Annotated in this window: 13 protein-coding genes and 1 riboswitch; of the genes, 2 read left to right on the top strand and 11 right to left on the bottom strand. The window is 70.4% G+C overall.

All coding sequences use genetic code 11. From position 1 onward, the window contains the following. Nucleotides 1-95: 95 nt before the first annotated feature. The 11 genes from eno to OG504_RS31485 all read right to left on the bottom strand — a co-directional run bounded on the left by eno (nt 96) and on the right by OG504_RS31485 (nt 15,283). Nucleotides 96-1,382 (bottom strand): phosphopyruvate hydratase, encoded by a 1,287-nt coding sequence (eno, locus tag OG504_RS31535; RefSeq protein WP_033284339.1) that lies wholly within the window; start codon nt 1,380-1,382, stop codon nt 96-98. Nucleotides 1,383-1,700: 318 nt separating this feature from the next. Then, the gene (locus OG504_RS31530) at nt 1,701-2,396 is read right to left on the bottom strand and encodes a transglycosylase family protein (RefSeq protein WP_405992834.1); all 696 of its coding nucleotides are present in this window, start codon (nt 2,394-2,396) and stop codon (nt 1,701-1,703) included. Between the two features lie 9 nt (nt 2,397-2,405). Beyond that, a riboswitch (cyclic di-AMP (ydaO/yuaA leader) is annotated at nt 2,406-2,579 on the bottom strand. Between the two features lie 194 nt (nt 2,580-2,773). Then, the gene (locus OG504_RS31525) at nt 2,774-3,793 is read right to left on the bottom strand and encodes a transglycosylase family protein (protein ID WP_405992833.1); all 1,020 of its coding nucleotides are present in this window, start codon (nt 3,791-3,793) and stop codon (nt 2,774-2,776) included. 214 nt (nt 3,794-4,007) lie between these two features. Beyond that, complete coding sequence (locus OG504_RS31520; protein WP_405992832.1) at nt 4,008-5,306, bottom strand: cytochrome P450; 1,299 nt, start codon at nt 5,304-5,306, stop codon at nt 4,008-4,010. After that, nucleotides 5,303-7,600, bottom strand: a complete 2,298-nt coding sequence (locus tag OG504_RS31515; protein ID WP_405992831.1) for a sel1 repeat family protein — start codon at nt 7,598-7,600, stop codon at nt 5,303-5,305. The genes OG504_RS31520 and OG504_RS31515 overlap by 4 nt, the downstream gene beginning before the upstream one ends. A 63-nt stretch (nt 7,601-7,663) precedes the next feature. Continuing rightward, the gene (locus OG504_RS31510) at nt 7,664-8,689 is read right to left on the bottom strand and encodes a nucleoside triphosphate pyrophosphohydrolase (RefSeq protein WP_405992830.1); all 1,026 of its coding nucleotides are present in this window, start codon (nt 8,687-8,689) and stop codon (nt 7,664-7,666) included. An 87-nt stretch (nt 8,690-8,776) separates the two neighbouring features. Further along, nucleotides 8,777-9,424, bottom strand: coding sequence for a SurA N-terminal domain-containing protein (locus tag OG504_RS31505; RefSeq protein WP_405992829.1), 648 nt, complete (start codon nt 9,422-9,424; stop codon nt 8,777-8,779). Between the two features lie 179 nt (nt 9,425-9,603). Further along, nucleotides 9,604-10,431, bottom strand: coding sequence for a glycoside hydrolase domain-containing protein (locus OG504_RS31500; RefSeq protein WP_405992828.1), 828 nt, complete (start codon nt 10,429-10,431; stop codon nt 9,604-9,606). A gap of 140 nt (nt 10,432-10,571) precedes the next feature. Beyond that, on the bottom strand, nt 10,572-12,059 hold the full coding sequence (locus OG504_RS31495; RefSeq protein WP_405996476.1) for a protein kinase domain-containing protein: 1,488 nt from the start codon (nt 12,057-12,059) through the stop codon (nt 10,572-10,574). 38 nt (nt 12,060-12,097) lie between these two features. Continuing rightward, complete coding sequence (locus OG504_RS31490) at nt 12,098-12,739, bottom strand: hypothetical protein (RefSeq protein ID WP_405992827.1); 642 nt, start codon at nt 12,737-12,739, stop codon at nt 12,098-12,100. Nucleotides 12,740-12,985: 246 nt separating this feature from the next. Further along, nucleotides 12,986-15,283 (bottom strand): N-6 DNA methylase, encoded by a 2,298-nt coding sequence (locus OG504_RS31485; protein ID WP_405992826.1) that lies wholly within the window; start codon nt 15,281-15,283, stop codon nt 12,986-12,988. Nucleotides 15,284-15,531: 248 nt separating this feature from the next. Here OG504_RS31485 and OG504_RS31480 point away from each other — a divergent pair, with 248 nt between their 5' ends. Then, on the top strand, nt 15,532-16,236 hold the full coding sequence (locus OG504_RS31480) for a hypothetical protein (RefSeq protein WP_405992825.1): 705 nt from the start codon (nt 15,532-15,534) through the stop codon (nt 16,234-16,236). Between the two features lie 190 nt (nt 16,237-16,426). Further along, nucleotides 16,427-17,176, top strand: coding sequence for a hypothetical protein (locus OG504_RS31475; RefSeq protein WP_405992824.1), 750 nt, complete (start codon nt 16,427-16,429; stop codon nt 17,174-17,176). The last annotated feature ends 62 nt before the right edge of the window (nt 17,177-17,238 follow it).

Raw genomic sequence — 17,238 nt, 5'->3', positions numbered from 1 at the left:
CTTCACACGTGCGTACGTCCCCGCACACGGTACGGGACCGGGTGCGGGGACGTACGTACGACTGGCTAAGGATTGACCCGGTGGATCGCTGGGGGTCAGCCCTTGAAGCGCGGGAAGGCGCTGCGGCCCGCGTACTCGGCCGCGTCGTCGAGGATCTCCTCGATGCGGAGCAGCTGGTTGTACTTGGCGACGCGGTCCGAGCGGGCCGGGGCGCCGGTCTTGATCTGGCCGCAGTTCACCGCGACGGCGAGGTCGGCGATGGTGGTGTCCTCGGTCTCGCCGGAGCGGTGGGACATCATGCACTTGAAGCCGTTGCGCTGGGCCATCTCGACGGCGTCCAGGGTCTCGGTCAGCGAGCCGATCTGGTTCACCTTGACGAGCAGGGCGTTGGCGGTGCCCTCCTCGATGCCGCGGGCGAGGCGCTCCGGGTTGGTGACGAAGAGGTCGTCGCCGACGATCTGGACCTTGTCGCCGATGCGGTCGGTGATGACCTTCCAGCCGGCCCAGTCGTCCTCGTACAGCGGGTCCTCGATGGAGACGAGCGGGTACGCGGAGACGAGCTCCTCGTAGTACTCGGTCATCTCGGCGGCCGAGCGGGACTTGCCCTCGAACTCGTACTTGCCGTCCTTGTAGAACTCGGACGCGGCGACGTCGAGCGCGAGCCCGATCTGCTCGCCGGGGATGTAACCGGCCTGCTTGATGGCCTCGATGATGAGGTCGAGGGCGGCGCGGTTGGACTCCAGGTTCGGGGCGAAGCCGCCCTCGTCGCCGAGGCCGGTGGACAGGCCCTTGGTCTTCAGCACCTTCTTGAGGGTGTGGTAGACCTCGGCGCCCCAGCGCAGCGCCTCGGAGAAGGACTCCGCGCCGATCGGGGCGATCATGAACTCCTGGATGTCCACGTTCGAGTCGGCGTGCGAGCCGCCGTTCAGGATGTTCATCATCGGAACGGGCAGCAGGTGCGCGTTCGGGCCGCCGAGGTAGCGGAAGAGGGGGAGGTCGCTGGCCTCGGACGCGGCGTGCGCGACGGCGAGGGAGACGCCGAGGATGGCGTTGGCGCCGAGCGAGCCCTTGTTGTCGGTGGCGTCCAGGTCGAACATCGCCTGGTCGATCAGGCGCTGCTCGGTGGCGTCGTAGCCGACGAGCTCCGGGCCGATCTGCTCGATGACGGCGAGGACGGCCTTCTCGACGCCCTTGCCGCCGTAGCGGTTGGGGTCACCGTCACGCAGCTCGATGGCCTCGAAGGCACCCGTGGAGGCGCCGGACGGAACGGCGGCACGACCCGTGCTGCCGTCGTCGAGGCCGACCTCGACCTCGACCGTGGGGTTGCCTCGGGAGTCCAGGATTTCCCGGGCTACGACGACGTCGATGGACGGCACGAGCATCTCCTTCTTGGGATCTGACGCGGCTACGGCAACACCGCAGCGGCTCTGCGAGACGAGCCTAACCGGCTCGGGGCGATTGGCCATCCGGTCGGCCGCCTGATGGACAGAACCGAGAGTAAATTGTTTCCGAACGGAACAAAGAGTTCGGCAAAAGTGCGGGAACACGGGCGGGGACGCAAAAAAGCCCCGCCCCGGTGCGTACGGGGGAACACGCACCGGAGCGGGGAGCCCGTGGGGGACGGGGGTGGCCCTCACGGGGTCTCCATCATGGACACCACGGATGTGAGGGCGCTGTGGTTCAGCTACGAGCCGCGTAGGTCACTTCAGGTGGAGCTGCTGGCCCGGGAAGATGAAGTCGGCGTCGTCGATGATGTCCTTGTTCAGCTTGAACAGCTGCTGCCAGCCGCCCTTCACCTTGTGCTTCTCGGCGATGGAGCTGAGGGTGTCGCCCTTGACGACCTTGTACTCGCCGTCACCCTTCTTGACCTTCTTGCCGGTCGGGGTGGTGACGGTCTTCTTGGCGGCCGGGCGCTCGGCGGAGCGGGAGGCGGTGGTGTCGCTCGTGGAGCGGTCGCTGGTGGAGCCGCTGCTCGAGGAGGAGCTGTTGCCGCTGGAGCTGGAGGAGCTGCCGCCGGAGTAGGAGGCGCCCGACAGGCCGGTGCCGCAGTTGGGCCAGGCGCCCTTGCCCTGGGCGGCGAGAACCTTCTCCGCCACGGCGATCTGCTGGGACTTGGAGGCCTGGTTCGCGGTGGAGGCGTAGGCGGTGCCGCCGTACGCGGCCCACGTCGAGGCGGAGAACTGCAGACCGCCGTAGTAGCCGTTACCGGTGTTGATGGACCAGTTGCCGCCGGACTCGCAGCTGGCGACCGTGTCCCACTCGGACGCGGTGGCGGCGGAGGCGCTGCCCGTCGCCATGAGCGGGGCGGCTATCGCGACACCGGTGACGCCGGCGAGCGTGGCGACGCGGGTGGCCTTGGACGGACGACGGTGCTTGCCCTTGCTGGAAAACAGCATGGAAAATCCCAATCCCCTCACCGACGCCTGCGAGGTGAGCTGTCGGGTTCGGGCCGTGTGAGTTGCCCGGCCGCACACCTCTCGGTGCGCGACTTCACCCCAAGCCGGTTCCGGTCGTCTCTCAACTCCCGGGCCCGGCGCTTACCTTGGGTCCCCCGCTCCTGCCTACGGCGCTTTACGCGACGACTGTTCCCGGAGGCCGCTGGCAGGACTCGGCGTTGCGGCAACCGGACGCTCGTGGTGACGAGCGGCCTTGACCGTAGACACGGAATCCACGGAATTCCAAAGACGATCAGGCCTTCTGAGACTCATCCCACACTTTGATCAAACCGGACATTCCCGAGCGAAGCGTGACGTGAACTCCCGCTGCCCTCTTGCTACTTTTCGTCCACTTCCGTACCGACGTCCAAGGTCTGACCGGCGGCGATCTGGGTCGGATCGGCGCCTATCACCTTTTTGTTCTCGGCGTAGAGCGCGCGCCATCCGCCGTCGTAGCCAAGGGAGTCGGCGATGGACGCGAGGGAGTCGCCGGCGCGGACGGTGTAGGTCTGCGGCGACACGCTTTCCTCGGCACTGGCGCCGCGATGCTTGCCGGCACTCTGCCGAGTGCCCTGCTGCTCGCCCTGCTGGTCGTCGGAATCGCCGAGCGCGCCCGTGTCGACGAGGCTCCACTTGCCCACCGCCTGGGCCGAGTTGTCCGTTTCGTCGATTTTCGGGGAGGCGGCGGCCGAGTCGTTGCCGGCCGCGGGAGTGGTGGACTTGTCGGACTTGCTGGAGTTGTCCGTCGCGGTCGGTGAGGGACTGTCGGTCGACGAGTCGCCGCCGGACGCGTCGGACGAAGTCGAGTCCGTGGTGCCGGAGTCGGACAAGCCGGAGGAAGCGGACGAGTCGGATGAACCGGAGTCGGAGTCGGAACCGGAGCCGGAGTCGGAGTCGGAACCGGAGCCGGAGTCGGAGGAGTCGGCCGGGGTGGCCGACGGGGAGTCACTCGCGAGGCCGGTGTCGACGTCCGTCGAACCCGAGGTGGTGGTGAGCCCGGAGAGCAGCGCGCAGGTGGTCCAGGCGGAGGTGCCCTTGTCGGCGAGGATCTTCTCGGCGACGGCTATCTGCTGGGAGCGGCTGGCCAGGTCGGCGCTGGGCGCATAGTCGGGGCCGCCGTACTTGTCCCATTCGTCCTGGGTCATCTGCAGGCCGCCGTAGTAGCCGTTGCCGTCGTTCATGCTCCAGGAGCCGCCGCTCTCGCAGTTGGCCACCTTGTCCCAGGTGGTGCCGTCGGCGGCGTTCGCGGCGGCGGCCCCGAGGAGGGGGATGGCGATGGCGGAGCCGGTCACCCCGGCCGCGACGAGGAGAGCCGGAGCCTGGCGGGGGCGACGGTGACGACCGTTCCCGGAGAGCATGCGGAGGCCTTTCGCGTGACAGCGGGGGGACCGCGCGGCGGGTGGGGCAAGGGGTGGTGCGGGGCGCCGCGCTGGTAGGTGAACGTATCCACAGTCGATCACTTGTCACAAGTTAATGCCACGGAGATCACGTGAAGATCACAGAGTTGAAGAACTGTCACTTTCGGGTTTAGGGGTCCGGACTGCCTGTTCAACGGCGCCCCGGACCGCCTGTTCAACGGCGTTCCGGGGTGAACTCCACGGGGAGGGTGCGCAGTCCGCGCATGATGAGGCCGCCGCGCCAGCGCAAGTCGGCCGGATCTCCGGCGAGTTGCAGGTCGGGGAGGCGGGTGAGGAGGGTGGCCAGCGCGGTCTGGCCCTCCAGGCGGGCGAGCGGGGCGCCGAGGCAGTAGTGGATGCCGTGGCCGTAGCCGAGGTGTTGATTGTCACGGCGCCCGAGATCGAGGACATCGGGATCGGCGAACCGTTCCGGATCCCGGTCCGCGGCTGCCAGCACGACCAGCACGGGGTCACCGGCCGCGATGTCCTGCCCGCCGAGGGTGAGCGGGCGGGTGGCGAAGCGCCAGGTCGCGAGCTCCACCGGGCCGTCGTAGCGCAGGAGTTCCTCTACGCCGGTCTCGAGGAGGTCGCTCTCCCCCGCGGCCAGGGACTTCTCCAGGCGGGCACGCTGCTCGGGGTGGGTGAGGAGGGCGTACGTGCCGTTGCCGATGAGGTTGACGGTCGTCTCGAACCCGGCGAACAGCAGGATGAAGGCCATGGCGGCGGCCTCGTTCTCGGTGAGGTGCTCGCCGTGGTCGGAGGCGCGGATCAGGCCGGAGAGAAGGTCTTCGCCGGGGGTGGGGGCGGAAGTGTCGGAGAGTGCCTCGCGCTTGCGGTGGATGAGGTCGGCGAGATAGGCGCGCATCTTCTTGACGGACCGTGCGACTCCGCCCCGCGGCCCACCCCCGTGCCGGATCATCATGCCCGCCCAGTCCCGGAAGTCGTCCTGGTCCTCGCGGGGGACGCCGAGGAGGTCGCAGATGGCGTAGATGGGGAGCGGGAAGGCGAAGTCGTGGATGAGGTCGGCGGAGCCGTCGGCGGCGAACCGGTCGATCAGATCGTTCGTCAACTCCTGCACCCGGGGCGCGAATTCGGCCACCCGCCGGGGTGTGAACGCCTTGCTGACCAGTCGTCGGAGGCGGGTGTGGTCGGGCGGGTCGATGTTCAGCAGATGCGTCATCAACTCGGCCTTGCGCTCACCCGGGATACCGGTCTTGCCCTTGGCGTGCGCCGGTTCGTCGTGGTGCGCGGGGTTCTTGGAGAGCCGGGGGTCGGCGAGAGCGTGCTTTGCGTCGACGTAACGGGTGACCAACCATGCCTCCACCCCGCTGGGGAGCCGCGTCCTGTGCACGGGGGCGTGCTCGCGGAGCCAGGCGTAGGTGGGGTAGGGGTCGGTGGCGAATTCCCAGGTGAAGAGTTCGGGGGTGGGAGTCGCGGGGTTCGGCGGGGTGGGGTGGCTGGGCTGGTTGGTCACTCCTTGACGGTATCCGGGGTGGGGGCCGGGTCGGCCTCGGGCTGTGGCGGTGGCGGAGGGAGGGCAGCGGGGAGGCCCGTGGGGTTCGCGATGGCAGCTCTGCGGAGCCACACCTCGGCTTCAGCGGTTTCGCCCTGCCGGTACAGCAGTTGCCCGATGGACTTCTCCGCGTCGACGACGCCTCCTTGAAGGGCCTGGTGATACCTGGCCATCGCCTCCTCGAAGCGGCCCGACTCCTCCAGCAGCACGCCAAGGTTGCGTGCCGCGTTCGCGTCTCCGCCGTCCGCTGCCTGCCGGAAGAAGCGCCCCATCTCCGCTTCGTCCCCGCCGGGCACCCAGGAGAGCTGAATACCCATTTCGCCCGCGCCCCGCGCATCGCCCCATGCGGCCGCATAACGCAGCCAGCTGTCCGCCTCCGGATCCCGCCAGCTTCTGAGGAGCGTGCCGAGACTCGCGGCCACCTCGCGACGACCGGCCGCCGCAGCCTTGCGGTACCAGCGCAGCGCCTCGTCCTCTCGGCCGGTGCCGACCAGCATGTCGCCGAGTTCATGGGCGGCTGCGGGGTCACCGGCTTCGGCGGCTTGGCACAGCCAGGTTTCGGCACGGTCGCGGAGGAGGGTGCCGAGTGTGGCGGCGGCCTCGGCGTCGCCCGCCTCGGCTGCCTGCTCCAGGTAGGGCTCGGCCCCGGCCGTGTCGCCGCGGGCCACGAAGAGTTCGGCCAGTGCCGCGGCTGCCCGGAAGTGGCCCTCGTCCGCAGCCTTGCGAAAGCAGTACTCCTGATCGATCGTGCCGAGACCGTGGTCGTACCTGCCGAGACGGAACAGTGCCTCCGGGCTGCCGGCCGCCGCATGGGGCATGAAGTACGCGGCTGCCGCCTTCGCGAACCGCAGGTGGAACGCGGACCCCTCGCCCTCGTCGAGCGCGAGTGTTCTGACCGCCTCCCAGACGCCGTAGGGAACCTTCCGCGTCTGCGACGACCGCCGCGCATCCGCCGCCAGCGAACCGAAGGCGCGCAGCTCGCCTCGCGGACCGTCCTCGACGAGCATCCCGGTCACACCGTGCCGAACCTCGGTCGCCCAGGCGAAGGCGTCCGCCCGTGACTCGCGTTCCGGGTCGAGTCCCTCGAACAGCTCGTAGTGGGCGCTCAGTTCCTCCAGAACGTCCGGTGACACACCCTTGTCCACTCCGAGCCGAGCCAGGTCGGCCGCCACCCGCACCACCACATGCCCCCGCGGATGCGCCGTCGCCCGCCGCGCCCGCCACCACTCGTCCCACAGCTCCGGGCCGACCGCCAAGTACTCGGTCACACCGCGCTTCCCGCGCCACTCGCGGGCATCGGCGAGGCGCGGGTCCCGCTCCCGGGCGAGCCTCGTCAGCTCCGCCTCGCTCCAACGGCACGTCAACTCCAGCGGCTCGGCGCGGGCGAGCACGCGAGCCGCAGGTCCCCCGCCGAAGCGCCGCGCGTCGTACGCCTCGTCGTTCATCGTCGCCACGACCGGCACCCGCAGTTCGGCGAGCTGGGCCAACAGGGCGGAATCGAGGCCTCGTTCGCCGAAATGCCCGTCCAAATCGTCGAGCCAGAGGACGTACGAACCGTCCCGGTCCCGCAGCACACCGGGCAGCGCGCGCAGATCGGCACCCGGTGAGGGGCTGTGGACCCTGGTCTTCGGTGACAGTGCGCCGAGTACGGCGGCCCATGCGGTACGGCTCTTGCCCGAGAGAGGTTCGCCGGTCACCACGACGAGACCGCCACCGCTCACGAGGGCGCGGAGCCGTTCGTCGATGTCCCGCCCTACGTAGGCCGGGAGTTCGGGGTCCTTGTCCAGCCGACGGGTTCTGCGGACGCCCAGGCCGATGGGGTCGGCGGCCTCCACGGTGGACCATCCTGCGGGGTCATGGAGGGTGCCGGTGCCGTAGTGGTTGTGCTGGACGGCCGCCACTGTCCCGTTGAAGGTGCTGCCCCGGAAGTCGAGGTGGTCCTGGGACGAGTACGGCTCGTGCGGGCCGGCTGCGAAGTAGGGGGTCAACTCATCGATGAGAGAGACGAGTTCAGCGGCGGCCAGGACGGGTCTGGGCGCGTTCACGAGCACATGGAGGAGCTTGAGGTACCACTGCCTCTCAGGAGTGTTCGGGCTGAGCTCGGCCAGGTCGCCGAAGGAGCGGTAGGTCGACGCATGGCGGCGGAACCACTCCGCGAAGCCGTCACGAACCGGGACCCACAGCGCAGTTGAGGCTGCCCCCTCCGCGAGGAGACCCGCCCCGTCCACCGCCAGCCGCTCAACGTCCGTCGCCACACTCGCCCCCGCGCACACTCCAACGACTCCCCGTCAAAGGTACTGAGTCGGAGGGCCGCCGAGTCAGCCTTCGGTCACACTCCCGGTCCCCTTCCCAACCCCGGTCTCCTTCTCCTTGATCGCATCCCGGTAAGCCCGCCCCGCCGCCCGCAACGCGGCCTCCGGATCCACCCCGGCCGCCTCCGCCCGCACAGCCAGCGCCAGCAAGTCGTACCCGATGCCGTCGTCCCCCGTAGGCAACGGCACCTCAAGTCCCGCCGTGCGCACGCGTGATGCCAGCTTCGACGCGAGGGCGAGGCCGGGCTGGCCCATGGGGATGCCCTCGGTGATGGAGGTGCGGCGCTTCTCCTCGGCCTTGGTGCGGAGCCAGTGCGCCTTGACCTCTTCGGGAGTTGACGCCGTCTCGTCGCCGAAGACGTGCGGGTGGCGGTGGATCAGCTTGGTGACGATGCCGGCGGCCACGTCGTCGATGGAGAAGGGGGTGTCGGGGTCCTCCTCGGCGATGCGGGCGTGGAAGACGACCTGGAGGAGGACGTCGCCGAGCTCCTCGCGCAGTTCGTCGCGGTCGCCCTCCTCGATCGCCTCGACGAGTTCGTACGCCTCCTCGATGCCGTACTTCGCCAGGCCCTTGTGGGTCTGCTGGGAGGACCACGGGCACTCGGCACGGATGCGGTCCATGACCTGGACGAGGTCGAGGAGGCGGGCGCCGGGCAGGTCGTAGGAGGCGGGGAGCAGTTCCAGGTCCGGCATCTGGACACGGCCGGAGCCGGCCAGGCGGGCCAGGCCGTCGGTCAAGGTCGGCTCGCCCTCTCCCGTGGCCACGATCACCACCGTGGAGCCGTCCGCGCAGGCCGCGACCAGTTCCTCGGCGGTCGGGGACGCCTCGTCCACCCGTATCCCCGCCTCGCGGAGATACGGCAGCTGCGGATGCGCGCCGTCCGCGCACAGCACCCGGTCGGCGTCGCGCAGCGCCTGCCAGGCGGGCCAGGACAGCAGGCCGGGGGCGACGCGGTGGCTGGTGGTGAGCAGGACGATGCGGCCGGGGGTGGAGGCCGGGCTGCCCTCGGGGGCGGGGCTGGTTGCGTTCACCCACCGAACGTAACCCACGCCGCCGACAGCCCCGGAGTTATCCACAGGCCGGGTGAGAGCTCTGCGGACAGCGCCCCCGCCGTACCGTTACGCCGGCTGCTGGGTCTGCGTCGCAGTGACTTCCCGCACCCACGGCGTCTTCGCGTCCACCCGGCTGCTCTTGGCCACGTCCCACGTGCCGTAGCGCGGGTTGAGGTCGACGTGGAGTTCCTTGGAGGCGGTGGAGAGGGCCTTCCAGAAGGCGGGCTGGGTGGTGTCGGTGCCGAGTTTCGCGGCGAGTTTGCGGCCCTCCACCTGGAGGCGGAGGTTCTCGTCGAGGCGCTGCGGGGGGACGCCGTACTGGGCGAGCCAGGTCGCCTCCAGGGCCTTGGAGCCGCCCGCCTGCTGGGCGAGGGCGGTCCGCATGTCCTGGATGTCCTTGCGGGTGACGGTGACTCCGGCGTCCTGTGCGGCGCGGTGGACGACCTGGTCGAAGACCATGCCGTAGAGCGTCTCGCGGGTGAGGCCGCCGGTGGTGGCGATGGCGCGCTCGTACTGTGCCTCGTTCTGTACGGACGACCGCTGGGCCGTGCGCACCTCGTTGACCCTGCTCTGCAGCTGCGCGACGGTGATGCGTTGCCCGCCCACGACGGCCGCGGCGCCCGGATGCGCCTCGTTCCCGCAGGCGGTCAGGGCGGGGGCCGCGGCGGCGATCACGGCGGTGAGGACGAGCGCGGTGCGACGGCGGCGGTGCAAGGGAGCCTCCCGTTGGAGATTGTGCGACGGTGCACAAAGTCTTGCGGTGATCGATGGTAGGCAGTGGGTCGCCTGTGGCCAACCCATTCGACCAACGATTCACCAGGACTTCGGGCACCGGCACGCACGCGTGGGCTCCGCGGGCTCCCCGTAGTCAGCCTCTTCGGGCTTCCCCGTCCTCAGCCGGTGATGGCGACCGGCGCGTCCCACGTGTCGCGGTCCACGGTGATCGTGTAACCGCCGCGGGTCTCCTTGCTGTTGACCATGTACTGGTGGGCGCGGCTGTGGCTGGTGAACTGGGTGGAACCCCACGGCCAGTCCGAGGTCGTCGTGTACGTCTTGTCCCACAGCGCGTACCAGAGGTTGCCCGGCAGGTCCGTCTTGTTGGTCGCGGTCGCGATCGCCTTGGCGCTGGAGCTGGAGAAGCCGTAGAGGCCACTGCGGTAGATCTTGGCGTGCAGTTCCTTGTCGAAGGCGCGGACGTACGTCAACACGGCGTTGTTGCAGGCCGTGTTCGTGATGTCGTACGACTCCATGTCCAGGTAGACCGGGCTGCCGGCCTTGAAGCCGAGCGCGGCGGACTTGGCGACCGCGTCGTCCGCCTCGGACTTGCCGACCGCCGCGGCCGTGGAGGCGCTGATCTTCACCGAGCCGCCGGAACCGCAGGACGGCTGCGAGCCGACGTAGAGCGGGATGAACTTCCAGCCGACCGTGCTGAGGGACTTGACCCAGGACGCGGTGAGGTTGGGCTGGCTGCAGCCGCGGTTCTTGCCGCCGATGTAGACGGCGGCGGCACCGTAGGCGCCGTCGGTGTGCCAGGCCTTCATCGCGGCGAGGGAGGGCGCGGCGCAGGTGTCGAAGGCGCGGCCGGTGTAGGTCTTCTGCGCGGGCCAGGTGGTGGCGGCCATCGAGTTCGTCGCGGCGATACCGCCGCCGGCGACGACGGCGGCACCGGCGACGCCCCAGGCGATGTATCTGCGCTTCTTCGACTGCCGATGCTCGGACATGAAAGACCCCACCCCTGGTGTACACGTGCTTGCTCGTACGTTTCTGGCAAAAGAGAACCGCAACGTATCCGTTGCAGCTCATGCGTTCGGGAAACTCCGCCCCCAGAAGGTCACAACGTTCTCCCAGGGAACGGCAAAAACTAGCCGCGCACCTGCCCCAGCCACTGCAGGGTCCGCCGGATGTCCGCCGCGAGCGGGTGGCCGGGGCCGTGGCGGCGTTCGACGTCGACCAGGAGGCGGGCGAGGGTCTCGTGGGCCGCGCCCCGGTCGCCGAGGGCGAGCAGCAGGTGGCCCATGCGGCGGCGGACCTCGTGGGCGAGCTCGGGGTCGCCGGCCATGTACTGGTTCTCGTAGTACGGCAGCAGCGCACGGTACTCCGTGAGCGCCGCCGCCGGGTCGCCGAGCGACTCCAGGCACTGGGCGGCCTCGTAGCGGTAGCGCAGGGACTGCGGGTCGGACGGGCCGGCCTCGGCGGCGCGTTCGTCGGCGAGGCGGCGCAGTTCGGGCAGTGCGCGCCGGTACTGGCCGTCGTCCATCAGCGTGGCCGCGTACTGCTTGCGCAGGGTGCGGACGACCGGGGAGTGCACACCGTGCTGCTCCGCGGCGGTGGGCAGGATCGCGCCGAGGATGTCGACGGCCTGCGTGATGCGGCCCTCGCCGAGCAGCCGCTTGACCTCGTCGACGGCGGCGGCGACATCGCGTTTCTCGGCGGCGGGCGGCGCGAGCGGGGCCGGCTGCGACGCGGGCGTGCGGGCGCGGTCCGGCCAGGGGGCGTGCGGGCGCAGGAACGGGCGTGTGGGGTCGAGCGGCGCCCCGCTGGGCATCCCGCGCGCGGGCAGCAGCAGCGCGAGACGCTCGTAGACCTCCTGCGCGGAGCCGGGGCGGTGCTGCGGGTCCTTGGCGAGCAGGTGCAGGACGAGCGCTTCGAGGGACTCGGGGACCTCGGGGCGGATGTGACGGACGGGCACCGGCGGCTCGTACAGGTGCCGGTGCAGTACGCCGAGGGCCGTGGAGCCCGCGAACGGGACGTCGCCGCTGAGGAGTTCGTGCAGCACCACGCCGAGCGCGTACAGGTCGGTGTACGGGCCGACCGCGCCGCCCATCGCCTGCTCGGGCGCCATGTAGGCGGGCGATCCGATGGGTGTGCCGGTGTGCGTGAGGCGGGTGGTGTCGGCGTCCATGACGGAGGCGACGCCCAGGTCGAGGACGGTGACCGTGCCGTCCTGCTTCACCATCACGTTGCGCGGCTTCAGGTCGCGGTGGACGATCGGCACGGCGTGCACCGCGCTGAGTACGGCGCACAGTTGGGCCGCGACCGAGACAGCCCACTGCCATGGGTACGGGTCCTGCTCGGCGAGGTGGTCGGAGAGGTCGGCGCCGTCGATGTACTGCATGACGAGGAACAGCTCCTCGCCCTCGCTGCCCGCGTCGTGCACCGTGACGAGCCCGGGGTGGTCGACCTGGGCGGTCACCCGGCACTCGCGCACGAAGCGGCGGCGCAGTTCGTCGGCCTCCTGGCCGGCCACCTTGTCGGGGCGCAGCAGCTTCACCGCCACGCGCCGGTCCAGGCGCCGGTCGTAGGCCGTCCAGACCTGGCCCATGCCGCCCTGTCCGATCAGCGTGGACAGCTCATAGCGGTCCGCGACGACCCGTCCTGCCGTCGCGGTCACTTTCCGCCCTCGTCGTGCTTGCGCAGGTAGTCACTCAACTCGTCCAGTTCGGCCCGCACTTGGTCGATCCGGGCGGGCGCGGGGCGCTGCGGCGGCGGGGTGTTCATCGGCGGCTGCGGCACGGGCGTGTGCGGCATGGGCGGCGGGGTGTGCTGCTGCGGCACGGGCGTGTGGGGCATCGGGGGCGGGGTGTGCTGCGGCGAGGTCGTCGCGGTGTACGACGGGGGCTGGGCCGGCCGCGCGGGCTGCGGATAGCCGTAGGCCGGGGCCGGCTGCCCGCCGTAGGCGCCCTCACGGAGCTGCTGGAAGTGGCGTATGTCCGCCGCCAGGTAGTACGCGATCGACGCCACCAGGGTGCCCAGGAGCAGGGTGATGCCGAGATAGCCGCCGGCGGTGTGGACGTCCTCGCCGGGCTCGGAGCCGAGCAGCACGACGCTGAGGACGTCCGCCGCCAGCGCGGCCACGAACAGGCCCCAGTCCAGGGACTTGCGGGTCACGATGGCCAGCCGCAGCAGCATCGTCCAGGCCAGGAACCCGATGCAGAACACCGAGATCCCCACGAACAGCACGCGCACGAGGACCAGCGCCCCGGTGGGCGGCGGTGGCTTCGCCGGCTGCGGGTAGCCGTGGCCTTGCATGGCTGCTCCTGGTGCCTTCAGAGGGCGTACGGGTTCGCGGCCGGTGCGCTCCGGGATACGGGCAACACCGGTCGTCCGATTGTCGCTTCGAGCGTATAGGCCGACACCGACAAGCGGTCCCGGGTTGTACCGAACCGTTGTCGTGCCGATCACACAGTGCTCGCTCCCGTACGACGTCGCAGGTGCCGACGGGTGCGCACTCCTACTCAGACCTGTACACACTCCTACTCAGGCGGGTACGAGCTCCTACTCAGGCGTGACCGTGCCGTCCGTGAGGCCGTCGTACATCCCGCGCACGAGCTGCTCGCCGAGCCGGCCCGCCTGCCGCAGCGCCCGCTCGAAGTCCTCCAGGGCGCGGAACCGGGCACCGTAGCGCCGCTGTTCGTCCAGGGGGAGGCGCGGCAACTGGAGCCTGCGGACGTCGAGTCGGGTCGCCGTGGACGCGTAACTGCTGGCCTGGCGGTTGTTGGCGGTGCCGCGCAGGAAGCCGGCGAGGAACCACGGGTCCAGCGCGCCGGGATCGGGCCGCAGCAGGACGAGGCTGCGCCCCAGGGCGGCGCCCGCGGTCGTGTCGTCGATCACGCGCGCCATCGAACCGCCGCCTAGCACCGGGACGACGACATCGCCCGGCTCCGTGAGGACGGCGACCTCGTCACTCTCGGGGAGGAGGCCGGACGGGGCCGTTCCGGCGAGGACGTCGTGGTCGGTGAGAACGGGCACACGCGCGTGGCCGCCGTTTCCGCCGGTACGCATCACCAGGGCGCCCCCGCGCGCGAGTTCACCGATCGTGGTGAGCGGCCAGCGGGTGGGCCGCTCGGCGCCGGTGGAGTGCTCCACGGGTGGTGGAGTGAGGTCGGCGGTCAGCCGGAGCGTCTCGCCGAGCCGCTCGCGGACGGCCGTGAGCTCGTCGGCGCCCTCGGCCGCGGTCGCGGGCGGAAGGTGCCGGGCGGGGGCCAGGTCGACGTCGTCGTCGAGGAGTTCGATCACCGGCACGGAACGCGCCAGCCCCGGCTCGTCGGCCGGCCGTCCCGCCCGGTCGAACATCTTCCAGGCGTCGAGCACCGCACCCCGCACGGCCTGCCAGTCCGGCCCGCCCCGCCCCTCGGTGGCGAACCGCCCGGTGTCCACCAGCAGCACCTCCGGCTGCCCGGCCGCCCGCTCCGGCCGCCGCAACACCCACAGGTGCAACGGGATGTTGTACGGCGGCGCCGCCCCGATCGGCAGCGCTACGACCGCCTTCAGCGCCCCGCGCCGCAGCAGGTCGGCGCGGATCCGGCGGCCGGAACGCCGGGAGGCCGCGGCCGGCGGCATCAGCAGCACCGCCGTCCCGCCGTCCTTGAGCCGGGCCAGCGCGTGCTGCACCCAGGCCAGCTCGGACTCGTTGCGCGCCGGGAAGCCGTACTCCCAGCGGGGGTCGTAGGCGAGTTCGTCATGGCCCCAGTTCCGCTCGTTGAACGGCGGATGGCACAGGACGACGTCGGCCCGCAGCGCCGGGTACGCGTCGGCGCGCAGCGTGTCGCCGGTCGTGGCGCGCACGGTGACCTGCGCGTGCAGGGCGAGCCGGAGCGCGGTGAGCGCGGCGAGGTCGGGGGCGTCGTCCTGGGCGTACAGCTCCTGGCCGGGGCGGGGGGTGACGGCGCGCAACAGGGCGCCGGTGCCGCAGGCCGGGTCGAGCGCGGTACCGGCCGGGCCCGCCACCTCTGCCAACTCGGCCATCAGGCGGGCGAGTTCGGTCGGGGTGAGCGTGTACTGGCGCGGGTTGGCGTCGAGATGCCGACCGAGCAGGAACTCGAACGTCTGGCGTGCGCCCAGCTCGGCGGCGAGTTCGGCGGTGCCGCGGAGGAGGAGGGCGGAGGGGAGGAGTTGGGGGCCGGTGGGGGTGTGAACGGCGGGGATGGGGCTCGGGGTGGGGGCGAGATTCGCGGCGGGCGGTGTGTGAACGGCTGGCGATGTGTGAACAGCGGGGGCGCTGTTCGCGACCCGGGCCGTGTTCACAGGGGGTGCGGTGTTCACAGGGGCCGGGGGTGTTGTCGAGTCGGCCGGGGCGTTCACAGCGTTCGGGGTGTTCGGGGCGGCGTGGGTGTTCGGCGTGTTCACAGCCGCCGCAGCGCTCCCCTCCCGCCCCCTGTGAACCCCGCGGCCGCACACCACACCGAAGCGCGGCACGATCACCTGCTCCAGCGCGCCGGGCAGCATCGCGGCCATCCGCTCGTCCGAACCGGCGCTCACGTCCAGCCAGACGGTGGGGCGTTCATGGATGAGCAGCAGGGCGCAACCGGCGTACACCAGAGCGGTGACCGGGCCCTCGGGGTGGCCGACGACTTGCTGCCAGACCCGCTCGCGCAACGGGACTTCGGCGAGTTTCCCCTGCTTGCGGAGCCAGGACTCGATCTCGGCGAGGGCGAAGGCGGGGCTGGTCTCGGTGCCGCCGACCGGTTTGGGGAAGTCCGCGTGGCGGCGGCGCCAGTTGCTGACGGCGGCACGGCCGACGCCGGCGAGCCGTGCGATACCGGCGGCGGTCACCTCTGTCGCGTTGTCCTGCACTCGCCCCACTCCCCTCGTCGCACCGGCCTCGTCCCGCCCGCGCTGCCTCTGCACTGTGTCCGCGTTACGCCTGCCGCCCATCTGTGACGCCGAGCATACCGACGCAGACAAGATCTACCCCTTCACGGCCGTGTACACACTGCATCACGTGAATCGTGTTGACTCGGTTCACAGCCTCTGCTCTTATTGACCCAGCGAACAAACGACCGCCCGAGGGAGGCGGTCGCCGCATCGGGGAGGGGACAGCCATGGGGATGAAGGGCAGGCTCACGCTGGGCGCTGTCGTGGGGGTCGTCGTCATCGGGGTCGTGTCGGCGAACGCCAACACCAGTGGCGGGAGCGGCAATTCGGGCAGTGGTTCCGGCAGCGGCGCCAAGGGCTCTTCGGCGTCCGCGGAACACAGGACCGCCACCGAGAAGAACCCGGGCCCGACCGAGGCCGCCGCGAAGAAGAAGACCGCGTTCGACGGGGACGGCGACTTCCGGGTCGGCACGGACATCAAGCCCGGTACGTATCGCACCAGCGGCAACACCGACGGCATGTGCTACTGGGAGCGGGCCAAGAACGCCTCGGGCGACACGGACTCGCTGCTGGCCAACGACAATGTGAGCGGCGCCGGTTACGTCACCGTCAAGGCCACCGACAAGATCTTCAAGTCCAGCGGCTGCAAGGACTGGGAGGCCGTCGACGCGAAGGCGCAGGGCTCGCCCGCCACGCAGATGGCCGGCGACGGCGGCATGTTCAAGGTCGGCGTCGACATCACCCCCGGCACCTACAGGTCCACCGGCAACACGGACGACCTCTGCTACTGGGAGCGCGCGAAGGACGCCGAGCACGGGCTGGACTCGATCCTCGCGAACGACAACGTGACCGGCACGGCCGTCGTCACGATCAGCACCAAGGACGCCTACTTCAAGACGACCGGCTGCAAGGACTGGACGAAGACGGCCTGACGTCCTGATCAGGTCAGGTCAGGTCAGGTCAGGTCAGGTCAGGTCAGGTCAACGCTGTCCGTCTGCCACACGCGTGCCCATCCCGCCGTGGGCCCATCTCTGCCCGCCGATCTGCCCGGCGCCTCTCCGGACCTCGCTTCGGGGCGCCCCCTCATCTCGTCACCGCTCACCACACCACCAAGGAACTGCCATGCGTCGTACCGCACTTGCCGCTCTCTGCCTCACCACCGTGGCCGCCGCGGGACTCACCGGGTGTCTGCCCGGTGAGGACAAGGCGGACAGCAAGCCGAAGGGACCGTTCGCCGGGCTGACCGGTGGCGAGATCGCCGACAGGTCCCTGACCGCCACCACCGACGCCTCGTCGCTGCGGCTGAAGGGCGACATACCCGACGACGAGAGCGGCGGCACGATCCTCATCGACATGGCGCTGAACAAGAAGGGCGAGTGCGCCGGCACCCTGAGCATGCAGGGCCAGGGCAAGGCCGACATGATCAAGGTCGACGACACCATCTACATGAAGTACGACGAGGCGTTCCTGCGCGCCCAGAGCGACGGTGAGTCCAAGGCGGACACCGATGCGGTCGTGGACATGATGGCCGGGAAGTGGACCAAGATGTCCGCGAAGGGCACGGACGCCAAGGACATCGCGAGCTTCTGCGACCTGAACTCGATGCTCGGCGACGCCGCGGACGGCAAGTCCGACGCGACGCGCGGGAAGACGACCACCCTCGACGGCACCCCGGCGATCGCCCTGCACGAGAAGGACGGCAAGGACAGCTACACGCTGTACGTGGCGACCGAGGGCAAGCCGTATGTGCTGCGCATCGTCAGTGTCTCCGCGAAGGACCCGGGGACGCTCACGTTCGGCGAGTACGAGAAGCCGGTACCGGCGAAGAAGCCCACCGGCAAGATCCTGGACCTGGACAAGCTGGGCAGCTGAACCACTGAGCCACCAAGTCTCCTGCGCGGCTACGGCACGTTCACGGGGTGTGCCGTAGCCGC

It is taken from the genome of Streptomyces sp. NBC_00986, assembly GCF_045162565.1.
In the GTDB taxonomy this organism is placed as follows: Bacteria; Actinomycetota; Actinomycetes; order Streptomycetales; family Streptomycetaceae; genus Streptomyces.
The sequence above is the reverse complement of the archived record's forward strand: the minus strand, read 5'-3'. Positions and strand labels throughout refer to the sequence as shown.

Bases quoted from the DNA above. Each gene is read 5' to 3' on its own strand.
- OG504_RS31530 (WP_405992834.1), bottom strand. From the start codon at position 2,396: ATGCTGTTTTCCAGCAAGGGCAAGCACCGTCGTCCGTCCAAGGCCACC.
- OG504_RS31475 (WP_405992824.1), top strand. From the start codon at position 16,427: ATGCGTCGTACCGCACTTGCCGCTCTCTGCCTCACCACCGTGGCCGCC.
- OG504_RS31500 (WP_405992828.1), bottom strand. From the start codon at position 10,431: ATGTCCGAGCATCGGCAGTCGAAGAAGCGCAGATACATCGCCTGGGGC.
- OG504_RS31490 (WP_405992827.1), bottom strand. From the start codon at position 12,739: ATGCAAGGCCACGGCTACCCGCAGCCGGCGAAGCCACCGCCGCCCACC.
- OG504_RS31480 (WP_405992825.1), top strand. From the start codon at position 15,532: ATGGGGATGAAGGGCAGGCTCACGCTGGGCGCTGTCGTGGGGGTCGTC.
- OG504_RS31525 (WP_405992833.1), bottom strand. From the start codon at position 3,793: ATGCTCTCCGGGAACGGTCGTCACCGTCGCCCCCGCCAGGCTCCGGCT.
- eno (WP_033284339.1), bottom strand. From the start codon at position 1,382: ATGCTCGTGCCGTCCATCGACGTCGTCGTAGCCCGGGAAATCCTGGAC.